General features: G+C 37.7%; 18 protein-coding genes. 16 read left to right on the forward strand and 2 right to left on the reverse strand.

Translation table 11 applies throughout. From position 1 onward, the window contains the following. Window positions 1-35 precede the first annotated feature (35 nt). Window positions 36-1,748 carry an Rqc2 family fibronectin-binding protein gene (locus HWQ49_RS01225; protein ID WP_188205751.1) on the reverse strand — a complete coding sequence of 571 codons (1,713 nt, stop codon included), beginning with the start codon at window positions 1,746-1,748 and terminating at the stop codon, window positions 36-38. A gap of 132 nt (window positions 1,749-1,880) precedes the next feature. Between HWQ49_RS01225 and HWQ49_RS01230 the strand changes: the two genes are divergently transcribed. From HWQ49_RS01230 to spoVM, 14 genes are all read left to right on the forward strand, one after another. Next, window positions 1,881-2,759, forward strand: a complete 879-nt coding sequence (locus HWQ49_RS01230) for a YicC/YloC family endoribonuclease (protein WP_188205752.1) — start codon at window positions 1,881-1,883, stop codon at window positions 2,757-2,759. 78 nt (window positions 2,760-2,837) lie between these two features. After that, the gene (gene remA, locus HWQ49_RS01235) at window positions 2,838-3,098 is read left to right on the forward strand and encodes an extracellular matrix/biofilm regulator RemA (protein ID WP_017186428.1); all 261 of its coding nucleotides are present in this window, start codon (window positions 2,838-2,840) and stop codon (window positions 3,096-3,098) included. Window positions 3,099-3,109: 11 nt separating this feature from the next. Next, window positions 3,110-3,730 (forward strand): guanylate kinase, encoded by a 621-nt coding sequence (gene gmk, locus HWQ49_RS01240; protein WP_188205753.1) that lies wholly within the window; start codon window positions 3,110-3,112, stop codon window positions 3,728-3,730. After that, the gene (rpoZ, locus tag HWQ49_RS01245) at window positions 3,727-3,930 is read left to right on the forward strand and encodes a DNA-directed RNA polymerase subunit omega (protein WP_223154925.1); all 204 of its coding nucleotides are present in this window, start codon (window positions 3,727-3,729) and stop codon (window positions 3,928-3,930) included. Before gmk ends, rpoZ begins: the two co-directional genes overlap by 4 nt. Before the next feature lie 165 nt (window positions 3,931-4,095). Further along, on the forward strand, window positions 4,096-5,301 hold the full coding sequence (gene coaBC, locus HWQ49_RS01250; RefSeq protein WP_188205754.1) for a bifunctional phosphopantothenoylcysteine decarboxylase/phosphopantothenate--cysteine ligase CoaBC: 1,206 nt from the start codon (window positions 4,096-4,098) through the stop codon (window positions 5,299-5,301). Then, window positions 5,298-7,706 carry a primosomal protein N' gene (gene priA, locus HWQ49_RS01255; protein WP_188205755.1) on the forward strand — a complete coding sequence of 803 codons (2,409 nt, stop codon included), beginning with the start codon at window positions 5,298-5,300 and terminating at the stop codon, window positions 7,704-7,706. Before coaBC ends, priA begins: the two co-directional genes overlap by 4 nt. An 18-nt stretch (window positions 7,707-7,724) precedes the next feature. Next, window positions 7,725-8,663, forward strand: a complete 939-nt coding sequence (fmt, locus tag HWQ49_RS01260; RefSeq protein ID WP_188205756.1) for a methionyl-tRNA formyltransferase — start codon at window positions 7,725-7,727, stop codon at window positions 8,661-8,663. A gap of 4 nt (window positions 8,664-8,667) precedes the next feature. Then, the gene (gene rsmB, locus HWQ49_RS01265) at window positions 8,668-10,014 is read left to right on the forward strand and encodes a 16S rRNA (cytosine(967)-C(5))-methyltransferase RsmB (RefSeq protein ID WP_188205757.1); all 1,347 of its coding nucleotides are present in this window, start codon (window positions 8,668-8,670) and stop codon (window positions 10,012-10,014) included. Window positions 10,015-10,041: 27 nt separating this feature from the next. Beyond that, complete coding sequence (locus tag HWQ49_RS01270) at window positions 10,042-10,803, forward strand: Stp1/IreP family PP2C-type Ser/Thr phosphatase (RefSeq protein WP_188205758.1); 762 nt, start codon at window positions 10,042-10,044, stop codon at window positions 10,801-10,803. Beyond that, complete coding sequence (gene pknB, locus HWQ49_RS01275) at window positions 10,794-12,764, forward strand: Stk1 family PASTA domain-containing Ser/Thr kinase (RefSeq protein ID WP_188205759.1); 1,971 nt, start codon at window positions 10,794-10,796, stop codon at window positions 12,762-12,764. The genes HWQ49_RS01270 and pknB overlap by 10 nt, the downstream gene beginning before the upstream one ends. Before the next feature lie 3 nt (window positions 12,765-12,767). Next, window positions 12,768-13,667: a ribosome small subunit-dependent GTPase A gene (gene rsgA / locus HWQ49_RS01280; RefSeq protein WP_188205760.1), complete on the forward strand. Its 900-nt coding sequence runs from the start codon at window positions 12,768-12,770 to the stop codon at window positions 13,665-13,667. 2 nt (window positions 13,668-13,669) lie between these two features. Next, the gene (rpe, locus tag HWQ49_RS01285; RefSeq protein ID WP_188205761.1) at window positions 13,670-14,320 is read left to right on the forward strand and encodes a ribulose-phosphate 3-epimerase; all 651 of its coding nucleotides are present in this window, start codon (window positions 13,670-13,672) and stop codon (window positions 14,318-14,320) included. 19 nt (window positions 14,321-14,339) lie between these two features. Next, window positions 14,340-14,978 carry a thiamine diphosphokinase gene (locus HWQ49_RS01290; protein ID WP_188205762.1) on the forward strand — a complete coding sequence of 213 codons (639 nt, stop codon included), beginning with the start codon at window positions 14,340-14,342 and terminating at the stop codon, window positions 14,976-14,978. A gap of 44 nt (window positions 14,979-15,022) precedes the next feature. Next, window positions 15,023-15,103 carry a stage V sporulation protein SpoVM gene (gene spoVM / locus HWQ49_RS01295; protein ID WP_188206498.1) on the forward strand — a complete coding sequence of 27 codons (81 nt, stop codon included), beginning with the start codon at window positions 15,023-15,025 and terminating at the stop codon, window positions 15,101-15,103. 80 nt (window positions 15,104-15,183) lie between these two features. Here the strand turns inward: spoVM and rpmB are convergent, their stop codons facing one another. Next, window positions 15,184-15,372 carry a 50S ribosomal protein L28 gene (gene rpmB / locus HWQ49_RS01300; protein WP_188205763.1) on the reverse strand — a complete coding sequence of 63 codons (189 nt, stop codon included), beginning with the start codon at window positions 15,370-15,372 and terminating at the stop codon, window positions 15,184-15,186. A gap of 204 nt (window positions 15,373-15,576) precedes the next feature. Here rpmB and HWQ49_RS01305 point away from each other — a divergent pair, with 204 nt between their 5' ends. Together HWQ49_RS01305 and HWQ49_RS01310 are read left to right on the forward strand one after the other, a co-directional pair. Continuing rightward, window positions 15,577-15,936 carry an Asp23/Gls24 family envelope stress response protein gene (locus tag HWQ49_RS01305; protein ID WP_188205764.1) on the forward strand — a complete coding sequence of 120 codons (360 nt, stop codon included), beginning with the start codon at window positions 15,577-15,579 and terminating at the stop codon, window positions 15,934-15,936. Between the two features lie 32 nt (window positions 15,937-15,968). Next, a complete protein-coding gene (locus HWQ49_RS01310) occupies window positions 15,969-17,645 on the forward strand; it encodes a DAK2 domain-containing protein (RefSeq protein ID WP_188205765.1) in 1,677 nt (558 codons plus the stop codon). The last annotated feature ends 344 nt before the right edge of the window (window positions 17,646-17,989 follow it).

A 17,989-nucleotide genomic window follows, 5' to 3' on the forward strand; every position in this document is an offset into this window, starting at 1 on the left:
ATTACTTTTGTCTCAGCCTCATTATTTTCAAGAAATTAATTAACTTTATCTTTTAGTTGGTTGATTAATTTTTCATCTGGTGTGACATAAATGGTGTGCTGATTATCGTAAATCACATACCCCGGTTTTGCTCCGTTTGGTTTTTTAACGTGTTTGACATAGGTATAATCAACTGGAACAGAAGATGAGAGTTTAGCCTTACTATAGTATGCAGCAATTTGTGCAGCTTCTAAGATAGTTGTTTCATTAGGGTCATGAGAACGAATAATGACATGTGACCCAGGAATATCTTTGGTATGAAGCCAAATGTCGTTTTTATTGGCTAATCGATTCGTGACAAACTCATTCTGTTTATTATTTCTTCCAACATAGATCTCGGTACCATCTGAAGCGCGATAGCGATCGGGTGAAAGTTGCTTTTTCTTCTTTTTCTTATTCTTTGTTTGCTTTTGCTTCAAGTAACCTTCTTCTTGAAGTTCTTCTCGAATATCCTCGATGTCATCCTCACGAGCTTGTTCTAGTTGTTGGATTAGTCGCTCAAGATATTCAATTTCCCGTTTGGCTTTTTCAATCTCAACCAGAACGACTTCTTTAGATTTTTTTAGTTTGTGATACTGCTTAAAGTAATGTTGAGCATTTTCACTTGGTGATTTATTTGGATTTAGTTCAATGGTTATTTGCTGTTGGTCCGGATCATAATAATCGACCACGTCTACCGTTTCATCACCAGGTTTAACCAAGTGTAAGTGTGCGGTTAACAACTCTCCGTACTTTTGGTACTCATCTGCTTTTTCAGCCTTTTTTAAAGTCTTTTGCTGCTTGTCAATTTTGCGTTCATTTTTAGATTTTTCATTTTTAAGTAAACGCATGATATCGTGAGTTTGATTCTTAACTCGGTCACGTTCTGCTTTTCCTTTGTAAAACGTATCGATCATCTCATTCACGTTTGAAAAGTGTGATTCATCACCTTCTAATGCCACATTCTCAAGCACATGAAAGTCTTCGTTCTGACCAGTGAAAATTCTTGGCATGTATTGATGGTTGGTAAGTTGCTGTTGAAATTGATCAAAGACCTTTATATACGTATCATTGGTACCCAGATAAGCTTGTTGAGCTAAAGATTGGGTCACAACAGGTGAACAGCCCATTAATAATCGTAGCATCTGCTGCTCCAATTTCCCCTGATTAAAATCTAACTTCTTAACAAAAGTTTCACCATCTAATGTTAAAGGGTTTAGTTTACCTTGTTCAGGCGGAGTAATATATGTTTGACCTGGTAAAATCGCTCGATGTCTGTTTTGTGCTGGACTCACATGTTTTAAACTATCTAAGATGACATGACGTTCTGGGTCAACTAAAATGGCATTACTATGTTTCCCCATTAATTCAATGATGAGTGTTTTGTTTTTTTCATCACCAATTTCATCTTTACTTCTTACAGATATATGAATAATTCTTTCTAAATCAACTTGCTCAATGGAATCAATGAACCCAGCAGCTAAATATTTTCTTAATACCATGCAGAACATAGGAGGTTCTTTAGGATTTGTGTATTTCTGATTGGTTAAGTGGATTCTAGCATAACTAGAATGTGTTGAAATTAATAAATTGTGATTATTCCCTTGTTTCCTCACATTTATAATGATTTCGCTATCTGTTGGTTGATAAATCTTTTGAATTCGTCCACCTTCAATATTTTCTTTTAACTCATGTGTAACGGCACGAGTCACAATTCCGTCAAATGGCATTTTTATCACCTCATAATCACTAAGTATATCATGAATAAATAGCTGTTAGATATAGATTTATATTAATATCAGTTGAAAACAAGTTTGGTTTAATGCCACAATAATAGAGAATATATAAAGTGGGTGATTGAAATGGTTACTAGTATGACAGGTTATGGACAGGTTAATCAAAAATTGGAGAACTCAACCATAACAGTTGAAGTTAAAACAGTGAATCATCGCTTTTTTGACTGTTCATTCAAAATGCCACGCGAATTATTAGTTTTAGAAGAACGAATGAAAAGACTAGTCAATCAATATATTGAACGTGGAAGAGTCGACATTTACATTAATATTAATGGTGATTCCCTTAAGGAAAAGCAAATTAACGTAGATTGGTCGATCCTCAATCAGTATATCGAACGGGTCAAAGAGGTGAAAAACTCTACATCTATTCAAGGGGATCTACAATTAGATCATTTACTGCAATTGGATGATGTTTTCTCAGTTGAAGAACTAAGTGATTTTGATACGACCCTTGAAGAACCCATTCTCACTGCAATAGAGGAAGCTTTAAAACGAGTCTTGAACATGCGTATGGAAGAAGGATCAGCTTTACATAAAGATATTTTAATGCGAATTGACCAAATTGATCAACATATTCAAACCCTAAAAGAAAAGAAGGATACCATTCAATCTTACTATCAGGATAAAGTCATAGCCCGGTTAAAGGAGAGTTTGCAGGATTATCAAGTCGATGAAGGTCGGTTGCTTCAAGAGGTAGCGTTATTGGTTGATAAAGGAGATATTACTGAAGAGGTGACACGCTTGCACTCTCATATTGAACAAATGAGAGAGTTACTGGAGTTAGATGAGCCGATTGGGCGCAAATTGGATTTCTTAACACAAGAGTTGCATCGTGAAACAAATACGATTGGCTCAAAATCTAATGACGTAAACATAAGTAAGATTACTGTAGCTTTAAAGAGTGAGATAGAGAAAATTAAAGAACAAGTACAAAATATTGAATGAAATTTGAGTTTTTGACTCTATTTAGACTATAATAGTATATTATATGAATAGAACAAAATGTTAGGGGAGTATAGTAGAATGAATCTAAAATTAATTAATATCGGGTTTGGAAATGTTGTTTCAGCCAATCGAATTATTTCGATTGTATCACCCGAATCAGCCCCGATTAAACGTATTATTACGGTTGCTCGTGACAACAATAAATTGGTGGATGCTACATACGGAAGACGTACCCGAGCAGTCATTGTAACCGATAGTGATCATGTCATTTTATCAGCTGTCCAACCTGAGACAGTCGGACAACGTGTCGTTAATGAAGATATGAACATTGACAACTAGGAGGAAATGTTTTGAAAGGTGAAAAAGGTATCCTGTTTATTCTTTCTGGACCATCTGGTGTTGGAAAGGGAACAGTTAGAAAAGCGTTATTTGAGCAAGATCCTGATTTAGCATATTCGATTTCAGTAACAACTCGAAACCCACGTGAAGGTGAAGAAAATGGAGTTGATTACTTTTTTAAAACGAAAGAAGAAGTCGAGCGAATGATTGAAGAGGGAGAATTTATCGAGTATGCTGAGTATGTTGGGAATTATTATGGAACACCAAAGGCATATGTTGAACAAACGTTGAATAAGGGACGAGATGTCTTTTTAGAAATAGAAGTTCAAGGTGCGATGCAGGTGAAGGAAAATTTCCCTGAAGGTGTATTTATATTTTTATTCCCACCGAGTCTTGAAGAATTAAAAAATCGAATTATTAGTCGTGGGACAGAATCTGAGGATCTAGTTAAGAATCGATTATTAGAGGCAAAGAAAGAAATTGATATGATGGATGCTTATGATTATGTTGTCGTCAATGACCAAATTGACCAAGCCGTTAAACGAATTGAAGCAATAGTCTTGAGTGAACATTGTAAACGTGAGAGAATAGCAAAACAATATAAAAAAGCACTGGGGAGTGATGTTTTATGATCTTAGAGCCATCGGTTGATAATTTACTTAAAAAGATTGATTCAAAATACGCAATCGTCATTACTTCAGCTAAACGTGCCAGAGAGCTTCATGATGAGAAAAATCATATGCTGGACAGTTATAAGTCAACTAAGCATGTTGGGCAGGCGTTAGAAGAAGTGATCGATGAAAAGTTATCTGTAACTGGCGCTGAAGACTAACACCAAACGCTTGCAGGTGGGTGTTGTCATTCATCAGTTTGGTGGTTAAATAATTGATGTTTCACCGACTTTGAGTACAATTGACTTACCTTACACAAATGTTTAAACAACCTGCGAGTCAGGTTGTTTTTTCTTTATGACTAGGTTCAATTTGGAGGAGAGGTTATGCTAAAAAACAAAAACGTACTATTAGGTGTATCCGGTGGAATTGCGGCCTATAAAGCTTGTGCTTTAACAAGTAAATTAGTACAACAAGGTGCTGAAGTTAAAGTGGTCATGACAGAAGGTGCAACACAATTTGTTAACCCACTGACTTTCCAAGCTTTATCCAGAAACCCTGTTTACACCAATGCTTTTGATGAAAAAAATCCGGAGAAAATTGCACATATTGATTTAGCTGATTGGGCTGATATCGTTATTTTAGCTCCAGCGACAGCGCATTTGCTAGGACGAGTGGCTAATGGTTTAGCCGATGACATGTTAACGACTATTTTATTAGCAACAACAGCTCCAGTTTATGTAGCACCAGCTATGAATGTACATATGTATGATCATCCTGCCGTTAAAGAAAATCTAAAGACGTTAGAAACATATGATTACCGGTTTATCGAACCCGGGAATGGTTATTTAGCGTGTGGTTATGTTGGTAAAGGACGCCTAGAAGAACCAGAAAATATTATCGATGTAATCGCAACGCGTGAAAGTAAACAACAAACGCTACGAGGTAAAAAGGTGCTGGTAACGGCAGGCCCTACAGTTGAAGTCATCGATGCTGTAAGGTTTTTCACGAACCACTCATCAGGCAAAATGGGGTACGCCATAGCAACTGAAGCCAGAGATCTTGGGGCTGATGTGACATTAGTTAGTGGACCAGTACAGTTAGACCCTATTCCGGGTGTGGAGATGGTTCCTGTACAGTCTGCAAAGGAGATGTTTGAAGCGGTCGTGTCTCGGTTTGAACAGCAAGATATGATTATAAAAGCTGCTGCAGTTGCTGACTATCGTCCGAAGCAACAATTCTCTAATAAAATGAAAAAGAAAGATGGCGATCTCTCTATTGAGTTAGAACGTACAGAAGATATTTTAAAAACGATAGGTGAGAAGAAGCAAACTCAATACCTAGTTGGGTTTGCAGCAGAAACTGATCACTTACTGGATTACGGGCAAGAGAAGCTTACCCGAAAAAACCTTGATGCAGTCGTTATTAACGATATTAGTGAAGAAAATTCAGGCTTCAAGTCTGATACTAATGCTGTACACGTACTCACAAAGAGTGGGAAGAGTAAGGCCATTCCTTTACAAACTAAACAAGAAATAGCTAGTCAATTATGGTCTGTTTTTATCGAGGACCAAAAGGGTGATCCATCGTGAAAGTAGCTAAGGTTGTCGTGGATGTTGCTGCTTCAGCAATCGATTCATTATTCGATTATGAAATCCCTACTTACATTCAATCAGTTGTAAAACCAGGGATTCGTGTGATTGTGCCTTTTGGTCCAAGGAAGGTAATGGGGTTTGTCGTTGAGACAACTGATCATAGTGAATTCGATCGTCTTAAACCGATTGACTCGGTTATGGATTATCAGCCTATCCTAACACCAGAACTAATAGATTTATCCAAATGGTTACAAGAACAGACCTTGTGTTTTAGAGTATCAGCTTTACAAGCGATGTTACCAGCAGTATTTAAAGCCAAATATGAAAAGGAAATTTGGTTACTGACTGATGAAGAGGAATTACCTGATGCTTGGCGTTTGATCACCCAAGGTCGAGAAGTTTTCTTATTTCAAGAATTAGAAGAGGCAAATATTAGTCCTCAGGAAATTACACAATTGATTAAAGAGGGCCAAATAGAAGTTAGATACGTTGTAAAAGGCCAGAATCGGGTCAAAACAGATACTTATGTAGAGCACTCGGTTGATTTACCACGGTTAATAGAACATCAAGAGGAATTAGGTAAACAAGCTAGAAAACAATATGATGTTTTAGACTATATGATTAAACAAGAAAATTCAGTACGATTAAAAGAGCTTTTAGAGCAATTGCAAATCACTAGAGCTCCAGTTAAAGCGCTTGAGCGAAAAGGTTTAATTAAATTGGTGCAAAAGGAAGTTTACCGAGGCCCTGATACTAATCGAGATGAACATAGCTATCCACTTCCGTTAACTACACAACAAAGGCAAGTGATCTCACCAATTTTAAAGTCAATCGAGCAAAACCAACACGACATGTTCCTTTTACATGGGATCACCGGTAGTGGAAAAACGGAGGTATATCTACAATCAATTGAACAAGTGTTAAAACAGGGGAAAGAAGCGATCGTGTTAGTACCTGAAATTGCTTTAACCCCTCAAATGGTGACTCGATTCAAATCAAGATTTGGAGATGAGGTTGCTGTTTTACATAGTGGTTTATCAACGGGGGAAAAATATGATGAATGGCGTAAAATTCATCGTAAAGAAGTGAGAGTTGTTGTCGGTGCACGGTCGGCCATTTTTGCACCATTTGAAAACTTAGGAATTATTATTATTGATGAAGAACATGAGACAACTTATAAACAGGAGGATTATCCTAAGTATCATGCACGAGAGGTTGCCAAATACCGTGGCGATTATCATGATTGTCCGGTTGTATTAGGAAGTGCAACTCCAACTTTAGAATCGTACGCACGTGCCTTAAAGGGTGTTTACCACCTCTTGGAGTTAACAGAACGTGTCAACGAACAATCACTCCCTCATATGGAGATCGTTGATATGAGGAAGGAACTTGAAAAAGGCAATCGGACGATGTTCTCAGACTTGCTTGTAGAAGCAATCAATAAACGAATCAATAATGGTGAGCAGGTTGTTCTTATGTTGAATAGAAGAGGGTATTCGACTTTTGTCATGTGCCGTGAGTGTGGTGAAACCGTACAGTGCTCGCATTGTGATATTTCCATGACATACCACAGAACCAATCATCGATTAAAATGTCATTATTGTGGTGATGAACACCCGATGCCAAATCAATGCCCAAATTGTGAAAGTGACGCTATTCGCTTTTTTGGAACGGGAACTCAAAAAGTCGAAGAAGCATTACAACAACAGTTTGAACATGCTAGGATTATTCGAATGGATGTAGATACAACCAGTCGTAAAGGAGCACATGAGAAACTATTAAAGAAATTTGGAAACCATGAGGCAGACATACTCCTAGGTACTCAAATGATTGCTAAAGGCCTTGACTTTGAAAATGTCACCTTAGTAGGTGTCATTGCAGCCGATACGATGCTTCACTTACCTGATTTTCGAGCAGCCGAAAAATCGTTCCAGCTATTAACTCAAGTGAGTGGAAGGGCAGGAAGACATGAACTTCCCGGTGAGGTCATTGTGCAAACGTATACACCTGAACACTACACTGTTGAGCTAGCTGCCAATTATGATTATCAAGCTTTCTTTCAACGTGAAATGCAAATTCGTAAACGGTTTGCTTATCCGCCTTATTTTTATTTAGTATTAATTAATATTTCCCATGAGAACCATGTTAAAGTGGTTGAAGCGTCACAACAAATCGCTAATATGTTAGCACGGGAACTCTCGGCTGAGAGTCAACTGATGGGGCCGTCACCCTCTCCAATGCTCCGTATAAAGGATCGTTATCGTTACCAATGCATGATAAAATATAAAAAGCGTGAAGAAGTTGATGTAGCCTTACAAAACGTATTAGCTACTTTTCAAAAAGATGTGAATAAAAATGATTTATATTTAACCATTGATTTTGAACCATACTATTTTATGTAGAAAAAGAAGGGATTTTTTATGTCGAAAAGAATTATATTTATGGGAACGCCAGATTTTAGTGTACCTATTCTAGAGGAGTTAATTAATTCAACATATGACGTTGTAGCTGTCGTGACTCAGCCGGATCGACCAAAAGGAAGGAAACGTAAACTGACTCCTTCCCCTGTAAAGGTTTGTGCACAAGAACATGAAATACCAGTACTTCAACCAGAGAAGATTAAGCATGAGTATCAAGATGTACTAGATTATAACCCTGATTTAATTGTGACGGCGGCTTTTGGCCAAATTTTGCCAAAGGAGCTTTTGGAGGTGCCACCACTGGGGTGTATTAATGTGCATGCATCCTTACTTCCAGAGTTAAGAGGTGGAGCACCTATTCATTATGCGATTTTAGAGGGCAAGAAAAAAACAGGGGTAACGATTATGTATATGGTAGAAGCCTTGGATGCTGGGGATATGATTGCAAAACAATCAGTTGAAATTGAAGAGAGTGATCATGTTGGAACGCTTCATGACAAGCTATCACAAGTAGGAGCGACGTTACTAAAGGAAGTACTGCCTAAATTGATTAGAGGAGAAATAGATGCCGAGCCACAGAATCACCATGAAGCAACCTTTGCTTATAATATTAAACGTGATCAAGAAAGAATTGACTGGACTAACTCTCAAGAGGCAATCTATAATCACATTCGTGGTTTACATCCATGGCCGGTAGCTTTCACCACTTATAACTATCAGACAATTAAGGTCTGGTGGGGCGAGAAGCTTAACCAAACGACTGAAGAAGCTCCTGGAACGATCATTGATATACAAGAACAAGGCTTGGTTATTGCAACAGGAGATGGGAAAGCTATTTTACTAACAGAAATCCAACCATCTGGAAAGAATCGCATGAAAACGGCCGATTTCCTGCGTGGTTCCAAGGACTATTTTAAAATTGGTGAAAAGTTAGGGTGATCACATGGGAAAGCCATCAGTGAGAGAGATTTCAGTTACATTATTAAATCGCATCGGTGATCAAGGTGGATTTAGCCATATTTTAATTAATCAGGCAATGGGTAAACATCAATTAAAACAAGAAGATAAAGGATTACTAACAGAAATAGTATATGGAACCTTACAACGTCAGCTGACACTTGATTATTTTTTAGAACCATTTATAAAGGGAAAGAAAATTGACTCATGGGTGCGTTGGTTATTAAGAATATCTGTTTACCAAAAATATTATCTTTCTAAAGTGCCTGACCACGCGATAATTAATGAAGCAGTAACCATTGCTAAACAGAAAGGTCATCGAGGAATTAGTGGATTTGTTAATGGAGTTCTTCGTAATATTCAAAGAAAAGGTGTCCCATCAACTGAACAAATTACAGACCCAATTAAACGACTCTCAATTGAAACAAGCCACCCGGAATGGCTTGTTAAAAGGTGGGAGCGACAATACGGTTTTGATACCGTTCAAAGAATGTGCGAATCAAATGTTTATGCTAAAAATGTTTCGGCTCGTATTCAACCTTTAAAGATTACAATTGATCAAGCGGTCAGTCACCTTAAAAATGAAGGAATTGAAGTAAAACGTTCCGAGTTATCTAATCAAGGGTTGATTATTAAAAAGGGAAATGTTTTACATAGTGAGCTATTCCCAAACCTATTAACGATTCAAGATGAAACGTCGATGCTCGTTTCAGAAATGTTAGATGTAAAGTCTGATATGACAGTTTTAGATGCGTGTAGTGCACCTGGTGGGAAGACTACACATATAGCTGAGAAAATGAACAACCGAGGTCAGATTTTTGCTTATGATCTGCACGAAAAGAAAGTTAACTTAGTAAAGAATAAGGCGACAGACTTAGGACTAACGATTATTCAGACTGGAGCGTATGACAGTCGAAACCTTCAAGAAATTCATCCAGAGCAACAATTTGATCGTATTTTATTGGATGCACCATGTTCTGGCTTAGGTGTTCTACGAAGTAAGCCAGATATTAAATATCAAAAATCAGAAAAAGATATCGAACAGCTAGCAAAAATCCAATCCGATTTATTACGCTCAGTTCTTCCTTTATTAAAGGAAAATGGTAAACTAGTATATAGTACATGCACAGTTGATCGCCAAGAAAATGAAGAGCAAGTGATTCAGCTTTTAGAGGAGTTAACGGAATATGAGGTGGATCCTACATTCTTTGAAGAATTACCGGATGCTTGTAGTGGATTAGCAGGGTTAACCCCTTATGGAATCCAAATATTCCCACATGACTTTGATGCTGATGGATTTTTTATGACCCGAATACGAAAGAAGAAATTTTGAAATAGATGAAAAGAGGTGCATGAACCTATGCATGCAGTTTTTAAAACTGACAAAGGGAAAATTCGAGAAGCAAACGAGGACGCTGGTGGTATTTTCTATAATGTCGATGGTCAACTGTTAGCAGTTGTTGCTGATGGAATGGGTGGTCATCAAGCTGGAGATGTGGCTAGTCGCCTAGCGGTCGAACATTTACGAGAAGAATGGGAACATATGAATCAGTTCACTGATGTTAATGAACTGAAAGATTGGCTAGAAAATGTGATCACTGATACGAACGAAGTCTTAAAACAACATGCAGAAATTCATCAGGAATGTGCCGGAATGGGAACAACTTTAATCGCAGCATCTGTCATTGATCAACAGGTTATAGCAGGACATATTGGAGATAGTCGCTTGTATCATATCCACGACGGGGAAATAGATCAGAAAACAGATGACCACTCGTTCGTTAATGAACTTGTCCTACAAGGTCATATAACTAAAGAAGAAGCGGAATCACATCCACGAAAAAATGTTCTCACTCGTGCATTAGGAACCGAAAATGAAGTAACTGTTGATACATTGTCTTTTGATTGGGAAGATCACTCATACTGTCTTCTATGTACGGATGGGTTAACGAATAAATTATCAGACTCCGAGTTGTTAGACCGTCTTATTGAAGAGGAATCAATGGAAAATAAGGTTGATAATTTATTAAATGAAGCCAATCAGCGTGGTGGGGAGGATAATATTACGGTTGCATTAATTCAATTATCTCATGATGAAGAAGGTGATTCATCATGGTCATAGGGAATGTGTTAAATGATCGTTATAAAATCATCCAATATATTGGTGGCGGAGGAATGGCTAATGTCTATTTAGCTAAAGATTTAATTCTTGGCCGAAACGTGGCTATTAAAATACTAAAAATGGAGTATTCGGACAACCAAGAGTTTATCGAACGTTTTCGCCGTGAAGCAGAATCTGCGATTAGTTTATCGAATGAACACATCGTTAGTATTTATGATGTTGGTGAAGAAGACGACATCTATTATATGGTGATGGAGCATGTAGATGGTACGACGTTAAAAGAATATATCCAACAAAAAGGCACTGTTTCTATGGATGAAGCAGTACGTATTATGATTCAGTTATCTGAAGCTGTCAAACATGCACATGATAACGGTATTATCCACCGTGATATTAAACCTCAAAATATATTAATTGATCATCAAGGTAAGGTTAAAATCACAGATTTCGGTATTGCTAGAGCACTAAGTTCAACGGCACTAACAAAGACGAATGATGTATTAGGCTCAGTTCATTATCTATCGCCAGAACAAGCTAGGGGAGGCGTTGCAACTAAAAAGTCTGATATCTATGCATTAGGGATTGTTTTATATGAATTATTAACAGGACGATTACCTTTTTCGGGAGAGTCTGCTGTTTCGATCGCCTTAAAGCACATGCAAACAGACCCACCATTCGTTAGGTCATTCAATCCCGACATTCCTCAAAGTCTAGAAAATGTGGTGTTAAAAGCAACAGTTAAAAATCCACTTCATCGCTTCAGTTCTATTGAGGAACTTAGAGCAAGTTTAGAGACGGTGTTTGATTCTTCCAGACTTCATGAACCCCGTTATATTCCTCCTGAAGAAGAAGGGGAGGATACAAAAGTCATTCCTGCAATCCAGGCTGACGATGGCCACGAACAGGACCATACAGCAGGAGCAGGTAGTAGTCAGGACTCTCAGCAAGAACCTAAGAAAAGGTCTAAGAAGTGGGTGATTTTTTTATCGTCTTTAGTCGCCATTCTTATTACGGCATTTATTGTAGCTTTGTTTGTTTTACCAAGTCTATTTATGCCAGAAGATGTAACCATTCCAGACTTAGAGGGCTATACTTATGAGGAAGCGGTAACTGAGTTATCCAATCTAGATCTAGAAGTTGAGCGTGAATCGGTATTTTCCGATGAAATTGAAGAAGGTCATATCGTTCGTACCTCTCCAAGAAGTGGCTCAACTGTTAAAGAAGGTTCAGATGTTACTTTATTTACTAGTTTAGGACAGGAAAAAATAGAATTTCCTGATTATGTAGGCAGTGATTATGAACAGACTCGTCGATACTTAGAATCAAATGGTTATCGTGAAGTCATTTCATATGAAAGAGAATCTGAAGAGCCTGAGGGATCAATTATCAGACAGATCCAACCTGATGCAGGCGAGGAAATCATCCCTGAAGATACGAGAGTGATATTTGATGTTAGTGTTGGTCCACCGAAGATCACGATTCCATCATTTAGGAATTGGACTTTAGAGGAAGTTCAAGAGTATGTTCAGGAAGAAGAACTATCCTTAGTAACTGAAGAGGAACATTCTGATGAGGTATCAGAGGATCGAGTCATTCGACAGGAACCTAGTGCTAATTCAGAATTAGACCAGGGTGATGAAGTGACTGTTTATATTTCAGAAGGACCTGAACTTGAGCCGATTACAGAAGAGGTATCCTTCACGGTTACTTACGATGAGGATCTAGATTACTTAGATGATGATGAGAATAATGAGCAGTTGGGTCAACATGTCGAGATTTTTGTTGAAGATCAGGACAATAGTATTGATGAAGTTTATCATGAGGAAATTATTTATCAAGACGTTGAATATACGATTGAACTCACTATTGAACCTGATGAAGTTGGTATGTATCGTGTGTTAAAAGACGGTGAACTTTATGAACAGGAAGAAATTCCATATGAAAGATCAGGAGAGGATTAGTTCATGACTCACGGAAAAATTGTCAAAGCGTTAAGTGGCTTTTATGATGTATTGATTGATGATCAAGTGTATCGCTGTAAAGGGCGTGGTGTATTCAGAAATCAAAAAATCACTCCTTTAGTTGGTGATTATGTTGAAGTTACCCTCCAAGAGTCAAAAGATGGTGAAGAGGGACAAGTTGGCACCATTCAGGTTGTTAAGGACCGGATCAATCAATTAGTCAGACCACCTATCGCTAATGTCGACCAGGCTATTATTGTCACATCAATGGTCGAACCAGACTTCAATCCATTGTTACTTGATCGATTTCTTGTCTTAGTTGAAGACAAAGAAATCAAGCCATTGCTGTTATTTAGCAAGAAGGACCTTTTAGATAATGAAACACAAGAAATCATGCAGAACTATGCTGACATTTATCGGCGAATTGGTTATGATGTATTGATGGTTTCAAGTAAGGTGGGTGATCTAACGACTACTTTAAAACCGTATTTGAAAGATAAAGTTTCAGTTATAGCGGGTCAATCTGGCGTTGGTAAATCAACTATCCTAAATAATTTAGACCCACATCTAAACATTGAAACAGGTGATATCTCCAAAAGTTTAGGTAGAGGTAAACATACAACCAGACACGTTGAGTTATTTATGGTAGGTGGGGGTTTTGTTGCTGATACGCCTGGTTTTAGCGCTTTAGAGTTTGACGAGTTATCGTTAGAGGATATACGTTTTTGTTTCCGTGAGTTTTTGTTATATGAAGAGTCATGCAAATTCAGAGGCTGTTATCATATTAATGAGCCTAAATGTGCGATAAAAAAAGCTGTTCAAGATGGTGAAATAGAAGAGTTTCGCTATCATCACTACCAACAATTTTATGAGGAAATCAAAAATAGAAAGCCGAGGTATTAGTCATGGTTAAGATAGCTCCATCGATTTTATCAGCTAATTTTGCTGAGTTGGCAAATGAGATTAAAACGGTCGAACAAGATGCTGATTATATTCATGTAGATGTTATGGATGGTCATTTTGTTCCTAATATTACTATAGGTCCTTTAATTGTCGAAGCGCTTCGACCGGTCACGGATTTACCTTTAGATGTTCATTTGATGATTGAAAACCCTGAAGATTATGTTTCTGACTTTGCGAAAGCAGGGGCAAATATCATTAGTGTCCATCAAGAAGCGTGTCCTCATTTACATCGAGTAATCCAAAAAATTAGAAATGAAGGGGTTAAGCCTGGAGTGGTTATTAACCCAGGAACACCGGTTTCCTTGATCGAACCTGTTTTAGAGGATGTCGATTTAGTTCTCGTTATGACGGTGAACCCTGGTTTTGGAGGTCAGTCATTTATCGAGTCTACTGTATCAAAGATTGAACAGTTAGCCCAGTTAAGAGAAGAAAAGGGACTAAACTATGAAATCGAAGTAGATGGTGGTGTGAAAGAAGGTACTGCTAAGACCTGTGTCAATGCAGGAGCAGATGTTTTAGTAGCTGGAAGTGCCGTTTTTAATCAAGCAGATCGACCATTAGCTATTCAAAAGATTAGAGATAGTTACAAATAGCAAATAAGGTGTGTTGAATGTGAATGTAATCGGTATTGTGGCGGGAGGCCCTAAGGAGGGTCTTCCGCCTCTTCATAATTATCCTATAGACTTATGGATAGGTGCAGACCGTGGAGCGTTAAGGTTGTGTGAACAAGATATTTCCCCCGATCTATCCATCGGAGACTTCGATTCTGTTAATGATACAGAATTGAAACGAATAGAATCTAAATCCAAGCATATAACTTACTATCAACAGGAAAAAGACGAAACAGATTTAGAGTTAGCTATTGAAAATGCGATCAAATTTAACCCTAGGTGCATATATATATTTGGAGCAACTGGTGGAAGAATGGACCATGAAATCAGTCATATTCTGTTATTAAAATCTATCACCGATCAGGGAATCGATGCTTGGATTTGTAATGAACAGAATGAAATAACGGTTAAAAGTCCTGGTCACCACCAATTAGTAAGAGATGATTCTTTCAAATATGTGTCTTTTATTCCTTTATCACCAGTTGTGTCTGATATCACGATTAAAGGTTTTTTATATGAGTTGGTCGATCACGAGCTTCATTGGGGTTCGACACTAACCGTTTCAAATGAATGGAAAGAAAAAATAGGTACTTATTTGTTTAGTGAAGGCATATTAATAGTTGTAAAGAGTCGTGATTAACTCAGATTTATTCTGATGAAAGGTGTTTGTATAGGAGGGGGAAGATGAAATTTTACACAATTAAGCTTCCTAAGTTTTTAGGAGGGATCGTTAAGTCAATGATGGGGCTATTTAAGAAGGAATAGTCAAGAACACGTAAAAAAGGGCTGACCTAAAGGATTTATTCAATCTTTAAGGTTCAGCCCTTTTTACGTATATTGTTTCATTATACGCGTTCTACTTTACCGGATTTAAGCGCGCGAGCAGATACATAAACTTTTTTAGGTTTGCCATCTACCATGATACGCACTTTTTGTACGTTTGATTTCCATTTACGCTTATTGGCATTCATCGCGTGTGAACGATGGTTACCAGTTGTCGTTTTACGTCCAGTTACTTGACATTTACGTGCCATCTGAAAATCCCTCCTGCTTCATCAATAATCTCTTTTAAATTACTTTTCTACTTTATCATAGAGGCACTTTGATTTCAACGTTTGAGTTAGATAATTATCAAGTTTTAGGACTTGACACCCAGTCTTTGTATCAATAATCTTTTAAAATGAGTTGTATTGTAGTAAAATATCGGTAGTCATTGTTACGAACCGAGGAGGATGGATATGTCAATTGAGTTTCAGAACAATTATGGTCAAGTAACGGTTTCAAAGGAAGTCGTTTCTACGATTGCTGGTGGCGCCGCTATGGAATGCTATGGTATAGTCGGTATGGCTTCTAAAAAGCAATTCAAAGATGGATTGTCCGAAATTTTAGGAAAAGAAAATTTTTCTAAAGGTGTCGTTGTCAGACAAGAGGAAGACGAGTTAAACATAGATATGTACATTATTGTTAGTTACGGTACGAAAATCTCTGAAGTGGCCCATAATGTTCAAAATCAAGTGAAATATGCCTTAAAGAGGATGGTTGGATTGGACGTCGTATCCGTCAATATTTTTATACACGGTGTACGCGTGACTACATAGATCTATTGCAGTGAGTGAAGGAGGAAAATAGTGTGTCTAATCATACATTAAATGGTGAGAAGTTTGCACAAATGGTTTTACTAGGTGCTAATCACCTATCAAACCAATCGCAAATGATTGACTCTCTTAATGTTTTTCCTGTACCAGATGGTGATACAGGGACGAATATGAACTTAACGATGACTTCTGGAGCAAGTGAAGTTGAAAAGGTTTCAAATAATCATGTCGGGGAAGTGGGTACTTCTTTAGCTAAAGGTTTGCTAATGGGTGCTCGTGGTAACTCCGGTGTTATTCTTTCTCAATTATTTCGTGGTTTTTCAAAGAGCGTTCAAAATAAAGAAACTTTAACAACGAAAGATTTTGCTGAGGCGCTTGAAGCTGGTGTTGAAACGGCATATAAAGCAGTCATGAAGCCGGTTGAAGGGACGATTTTAACTGTCGCAAAAGATGCTGCAAAAGCTAGTCTAAAAGTGGCCAAGCAATCAGATGATTTCATTGAATTTTTTGAGGCTGTTCTAACTGAAGCAAAGAAATCGCTTGAACATACACCAGAGCTTCTTCCCGTCTTAAAAGAAGTAGGCGTGGTTGATAGTGGTGGACAAGGGTTGGTAACAGTCTATGAAGGGTTCTTAGCATCTTTAAAAGGAGAAGAATTACCACAAGATCATTCTGCTCCTTCATTAGATGAATTGGTTAATGCTGAGCACCACAAGATGCATCAAGATTTCATGGAAACTGAGGATATTGAATTTGGTTATTGTACAGAATTTATGGTTAAATTTGAAGAAGATAAGCTAAAGGAAAACCCTTTTGATGAAAATGAATATCGTCAAGCGTTAAGTGAGCATGGTGATTCGTTATTAGTCGTTTCTGATGATGACGTAGTTAAAGTGCATATTCACGCAGAGTACCCTGGAGAAGTCATGACATTAGGTCAAAAATATGGTAGCTTGATCAATATTAAGATCGAGAATATGCGTGAACAGCATACGTCTATTGTCGGTGATCAAAAAGAAGGACAAGTGAAGCCAGAAGCCAATACTAAGCGTTCACCATTAGCTGTCGTTACAGTTGGGATGGGTGATGGTATTAAGGAAATGTTCGAGAGTTTAGGTGCAACAGTTGTTATTGAAGGTGGCCAAACGATGAACCCGAGTACATCGGATATTGTTGAGGCTGTCAACCAAGCCAATGCTGACCATGTCTTAGTTCTACCGAATAATAAAAATATTATTATGGCTGCAGAACAAGCAGAAGAGTTGGCAGATGCTAAGGTTAAAGTTGTACCGACTAAAACGGTACCTCAAGGTATGAGTGCCATGTTAGCCCTTAATTTAGAGGCAAGCTTAGAAGAAAATCATGAAGCAATGTCTGAAGCGATGCAATTTGTGAAAACAGGACAAGTTACTTACGCCGTACGAGATACTCAAATTGATGGCAAAGACATTGAAGAGGGTAACTTCATGGGAATATTAGATGGTTCAATTAAAGCTGTTAATCCTGATCAAATGGAAGCTATTTATGAATTGCTTTTAGAAATGGTTGATGATGAAGAGGATGAAATTGTAACAATCCTTCAGGGTGCTGAAGCAACAGACGAACAAGTAGGACTGATCGAGAGTTTTATCGAAGAAAAGTTTGAAGATATTGAAGTGGAAGTCCATAAAGGAAACCAACCAATCTATTCGTTTATTTTTTCAGTTGAATAGTAAATGATAATAAGCCCCCTGAACACGAAATGTGCAGGGGGCTTATTTATATATGAAAACTAATTATCAAAATCAATCTTCGTTGAACACGCTTACTCGCAAAACGTGAGTGGGACGCGCCAACCCACAATCGAACTAAAGTAATGAATCTTAATTGACGGTAATTGCTTCGTGAGGTGGTTAAACGTTAATTAGACTGCTTCTAATTGACGGTAATAGCTTCGTGAGGTGGTTAAACGTTAATTAGACTGCTTCTAATTGACGGTGATAGCTTCGTGAGGCAGTGAAACGTTAATTAGACCACTTCTAATTGACGGTAATAGCCTCGCGAGGTAGTTAAATGT

It is taken from the genome of Alkalibacillus aidingensis (genome assembly GCF_014595945.1).
GTDB lineage: Bacteria > Bacillota > Bacilli > Bacillales > Alkalibacillaceae > Alkalibacillus > Alkalibacillus aidingensis.

What these genes read in the sequence shown, in the direction of transcription:
- rpmB (WP_188205763.1), bottom strand. Translation starts at nt 15,372, where the DNA reads ATGGCACGTAAATGTCAAGTAACTGGACGTAAAACGACAACTGGTAAC.
- coaBC (WP_188205754.1), top strand. Translation starts at nt 4,096, where the DNA reads ATGCTAAAAAACAAAAACGTACTATTAGGTGTATCCGGTGGAATTGCG.
- rpoZ (WP_223154925.1), top strand. Translation starts at nt 3,727, where the DNA reads ATGATCTTAGAGCCATCGGTTGATAATTTACTTAAAAAGATTGATTCA.
- rsmB (WP_188205757.1), top strand. Translation starts at nt 8,668, where the DNA reads ATGGGAAAGCCATCAGTGAGAGAGATTTCAGTTACATTATTAAATCGC.
- HWQ49_RS01230 (WP_188205752.1), top strand. Translation starts at nt 1,881, where the DNA reads ATGGTTACTAGTATGACAGGTTATGGACAGGTTAATCAAAAATTGGAG.
- remA (WP_017186428.1), top strand. Translation starts at nt 2,838, where the DNA reads ATGAATCTAAAATTAATTAATATCGGGTTTGGAAATGTTGTTTCAGCC.
- HWQ49_RS01270 (WP_188205758.1), top strand. Translation starts at nt 10,042, where the DNA reads ATGCATGCAGTTTTTAAAACTGACAAAGGGAAAATTCGAGAAGCAAAC.
- HWQ49_RS01305 (WP_188205764.1), top strand. Translation starts at nt 15,577, where the DNA reads ATGTCAATTGAGTTTCAGAACAATTATGGTCAAGTAACGGTTTCAAAG.
- HWQ49_RS01225 (WP_188205751.1), bottom strand. Translation starts at nt 1,748, where the DNA reads ATGCCATTTGACGGAATTGTGACTCGTGCCGTTACACATGAGTTAAAA.
- pknB (WP_188205759.1), top strand. Translation starts at nt 10,794, where the DNA reads ATGGTCATAGGGAATGTGTTAAATGATCGTTATAAAATCATCCAATAT.
- rpe (WP_188205761.1), top strand. Translation starts at nt 13,670, where the DNA reads ATGGTTAAGATAGCTCCATCGATTTTATCAGCTAATTTTGCTGAGTTG.
- rsgA (WP_188205760.1), top strand. Translation starts at nt 12,768, where the DNA reads ATGACTCACGGAAAAATTGTCAAAGCGTTAAGTGGCTTTTATGATGTA.
- spoVM (WP_188206498.1), top strand. Translation starts at nt 15,023, where the DNA reads ATGAAATTTTACACAATTAAGCTTCCTAAGTTTTTAGGAGGGATCGTT.
- fmt (WP_188205756.1), top strand. Translation starts at nt 7,725, where the DNA reads ATGTCGAAAAGAATTATATTTATGGGAACGCCAGATTTTAGTGTACCT.